General features: G+C 63.7%; 4 protein-coding genes and 1 pseudogene. All 5 read right to left on the minus strand.

All coding sequences use genetic code 11. The features are described from left to right. Window positions 1–199, minus strand: a pseudogene (locus tag NR810_RS51890) (AHH domain-containing protein); the annotation flags it as partial. Between the two features lie 53 nt (window positions 200–252). Next, window positions 253–828 carry an imm11 family protein gene (locus NR810_RS51895; protein ID WP_257463606.1) on the minus strand — a complete coding sequence of 192 codons (576 nt, stop codon included), beginning with the start codon at window positions 826–828 and terminating at the stop codon, window positions 253–255. Continuing rightward, window positions 825–2,144, minus strand: coding sequence for an AHH domain-containing protein (locus tag NR810_RS51900; protein ID WP_257463607.1), 1,320 nt, complete (start codon window positions 2,142–2,144; stop codon window positions 825–827). The genes NR810_RS51895 and NR810_RS51900 overlap by 4 nt, the downstream gene beginning before the upstream one ends. 120 nt (window positions 2,145–2,264) lie before the next feature. Further along, on the minus strand, window positions 2,265–2,837 hold the full coding sequence (locus tag NR810_RS51905) for an imm11 family protein (RefSeq protein WP_257463608.1): 573 nt from the start codon (window positions 2,835–2,837) through the stop codon (window positions 2,265–2,267). After that, on the minus strand, window positions 2,834–3,747 hold a 914-nt coding region (locus NR810_RS51910), incomplete at its 5' end, for an AHH domain-containing protein (protein ID WP_257463609.1). The genes NR810_RS51905 and NR810_RS51910, both read right to left, overlap by 4 nt.

Raw genomic sequence — 3,747 nt, forward strand, 5'->3', positions numbered from 1 at the left:
AGAACAGCTCCAGCGCCGGGTCGGGCTTGAGCCTTTTGAAGGTGAGCATCAGCCCTCGCCCCTGGCTTCCGTGGTACTCGCTCACCCCCACTGGCTCCAGCACCGAGAGCCGCGCCTCCACTTCGGGCGGGGCCGCTCGGGCCAAAAGCGGAACCACCACCAGCAGCAGACAGAAAACAGGGATGATTCTCGGATGCATCTCGACCCATCCGGCCCTCGGCGACCACGGGCGCACTGCGCGGAACGCCATCCTCAGACCTCGACGAACTCAGTGCCAGTGATGCCCTCTTGCTCCATAGCCAGCTTGACGCGCTCGGAGACGATGAGAACCACCTTCCAGCCCCAGGGACGAAAGATGTTGGCGTCCCCTATCTTCGCCGGGTCCACCTTCAGCCCTCGCACGTTCTTGTATTGACCCTCCTTGTCCGGGCGGTTGTCCTCCGGCAGCCAATAAAACACCTCCTCACACCGGGCATCATCGATGCACTTGATGACCTGCAAGGCATTGAGAATGAACCAGGGCTCTGACTGGCCCTCCACCTCGACAGGGATGAACTGCACCTCTTTCTGCATCCCCAGACGCTCGAAGAGCGAGACCACCCGGCGGTGTACGACGGGAATCCCAAAGGAAGAAAGAGTGAATTCAAGAGTAATTCCCGCTGGCTTCACGGGGAAGCGTATCGGCCCCTGGAACTCCAACACTCTTCCCTCATTGAATTGCCAGGTGTCGATCCACTCGCCTTGGCTATCGACAGGCGTCCGCAAATGCCAACGCCCTGGAACGTACATATTGTCGAAGAGGTCGTAATATCTTGTCTGAGAGGTCATGGCTTCCTCGTGACGAACCTGTTCAGCTTGGATCCCGACGTACATACTTCTCCTGCGATCTCGTCGAGCACTTTCACGAGCCTGGTTCGACACTCGGCGCGGGACCCACAAGACTCAAGTGCTTCCTTGAGCCGCCTGAAGATCTCCTGGTGGTACTCCTTGGGATGAGGCCCCTTGTGGTCCCGCAGGTAGACGATGTTCGCTGGATCATCGAGACTCATCCCCGCTTGTGCGAAGAAGTCTTCGAATCGAGGCGTCCAGGGACCGCCGCTGATGTCGGACGAGTCATTCTTGTTCGTGCACAGATGGTGGGCCTGGTTGTCGCTCTTCTTCGACTCGTCACATGCCCCCGTCGTCCGGGCCGCTGACACCACCGACGTCACCGCCGCGGCCGTCGTGTTCGCCGTCACCCCCATCAGCACCACCGTGCCGTCCGCCACGCTCACCTGCCCCCGCGCCCCCTCTCCCACCCTCAACCCTCCCCTCCCTCCTCCTCCCGCCAGGCTGAATCGGGGCGGTGACAGCCTCCCCCACAGCCCTCCTCCTGGCACCTCCGGCAATGCCCTGGCCAGCCTCGCCCCCGCCAGCGTCACCAGCACCCTCAGCCCCACCCCTCCCATCGCCTTCCCGAAGCGTTCGGCCACCGCCTCCAATTGCGCCTGCGTCCTCGCCCCTTCCGCCTCCCGGTACAGCCTCAGGCACGCCAACCCCACGTTGTAGAGCTCCACCGCCGTGTACGTCATCAGCAGCCCTATCGTCACCGCCGTGGCGAACGCCTTGGAGAAGACGGGCTCGGGCGCCGCCCACGCCACCATGTACAGCATCATCGACATGCCCACCGACAGCAGCACCGCTCGCGAACTGAACATCTCCTCCGCCGCCTCCTTCACCCCCTCCCCCATGTAGCGCGGTGAGAGCGCCAGGGCCCGCAGCCACTTCGCCCTCTCCAGCGCGTCCGGCAGTGCCACCTGCGCCGGCCCGTATAGCTTCTCGTAGGCCTCTCTCACCCTCCTCCCCAGGTCCGCCGGGGGCGGTGGCTCGGCCGCCATGCCCGCCATCACCACTCCCCTGGCCGATGGCAGCCCCAACTCCTCCACCACCGCCCTCGCCTCCTCCAACGAGAACAGCTCCAGCGCCGGGTTGGGCTCGAGCTTCTTGAAGCTGAGCTTCAGCCCTCGCCCCTGGCCTCCGCGGTACTCGCTCACCCCCACTGGCTCCAGCCCCCAGAGCCGCGCCTCCACTTCGGGCGGGGCCGCTCGGGCCGAAAGCGGCACCACCACCAGCAGACAGAAAACGAGGACGACGCTCGGATGCATGACGCTCCTTCCGGCCCTCGGCGAACGAGGGACATTGACCAACCCTCGCCGCTCCCTTGCACGGTGGGGAGGCCAGACCTCGACCAACCACATGGCGCGGTGTCCGCTCGGGGCTCCCCTTCAAACCTCGATGAATCTGGCGCCGGTGATACCCTCTTGCTCCATGGCCAGCTTGACGCGCTCGGAGACGACAAGGGTCACCAGCCAACCCCAGGTACGGAAGATGTTGGCGTTACCTATTTTCGCCGGGTCTACCTTCAGCCCCACGACATTCCGATATTCACCCACGTACTCCGGCTCGCCGTGCTCTGGTCCCCAGTAGAGCACCTCCTCACACCGGGCATCATCGATGCACTTGATGACTTGCAGGGTATTGAGAATGAAATAGGGCTCCGGCTGACCCTCCACCCCGGCGGGGATGAACTGCACCTCCTTCTCGAGCCCCAGACGCTCGAAGAGAGAGACCACCCGGCGATGGACGACAGGAATCCCCATGGAGAGACTGTATTCGAGCGCAACGCCCGCTGGCTTCACGGGGAAGCGAATGGGGCCCTCGAACTCCAGGACTTTGCCCTCCTTGAACTGCCAGGTATCGATCCACTCGCCATGGCTATCGACAGGCATTCTCAAATGCCAACGTCCTGGGGCATACACATCGTCGTACAATTCATAGTACTTCGTCTGCGTGGTCATCGCGACCTCGTAGCGAGCTTGTTGAGTCTGGAGCCAGGCGTACAAACCTCCCCTGCGATCTCGTCGAGTGCTCTCACGAGCCTGACTCGACACTCGGCCTGACCACTACAATTCCTGAAAACAGCCTCTAATCGCTTGAAAAGCTCGCTGTGGTATTCCTCGGGGTGAGGCCCCTTGTGGCCTCGTAGATAAACGATGTTCGCTGGATCATCGAGACTCATCCCCGCCCGCTTGAAGAAGTCTTCGAACCGAGGCGTCCAGGGACCACCGTTGGATTCCGCAGTGTCGTTCTTGTTGGTGAAGAGATGGTGGGCCTGGTTGTCACTCTTCTTCGACTCGTCACATGCCCCTGTCGTCCGGGTTGCTGACACCGCTGACGTCACCGCCGCGGCCGTCGTGTTCGCCGTCACCCCCATCAGCACCACCGTGCCGTCCGCCACGCTCACCTGCCCCCGCGCCCCCTCTCCCACCCTCAGCCCTCCCCTCCCTCCCGCGAAGCTGAATCGGGGCGGTGACAGCCGCCCCCACAGCCCTCCTCCCGGCACCTCCGGCAACGCCCTGGCCAGCCTCGCTCCCGCCAGCGTCACCAGCACCCTCAGCCCCACTCCCCCCATCTCCTTCCCGAAGCGTTCGGCCACAGCCTCCAACTGCTCCCGCGTCCTCGCCGCCTCCGCCTCCCGGTACAGCCGCAGGCACGCCAACCCCACGTTGTAGAGCTCCACCGCCGTGTACGTCATCAGCAGCCCTATCGTCACCGCCGTGGCGAACGCCTTGGAGAAAACCGGCTCCGGCGCCGCCCACGCCACCATGTACAGCATCATCGACATGCCCACCGACAGCAGCACCGCCCGTGAGCTGAACATCTCCTCCGCCGCCTCCCTCACCCCCTCCCCCATGTAGCGCGGTGAGA

Origin of the sequence: Archangium lipolyticum (assembly GCF_024623785.1) — a bacterium.
In the GTDB taxonomy this organism is placed as follows: domain Bacteria; phylum Myxococcota; class Myxococcia; order Myxococcales; family Myxococcaceae; genus Archangium; species Archangium lipolyticum.

Bases quoted from the DNA above. Each gene is read 5' to 3' on its own strand.
- NR810_RS51895 (WP_257463606.1), bottom strand. From the start codon at position 828: ATGACCTCTCAGACAAGATATTACGACCTCTTCGACAATATGTACGTT.
- NR810_RS51900 (WP_257463607.1), bottom strand. From the start codon at position 2,144: ATGCATCCGAGCGTCGTCCTCGTTTTCTGTCTGCTGGTGGTGGTGCCG.
- NR810_RS51905 (WP_257463608.1), bottom strand. From the start codon at position 2,837: ATGACCACGCAGACGAAGTACTATGAATTGTACGACGATGTGTATGCC.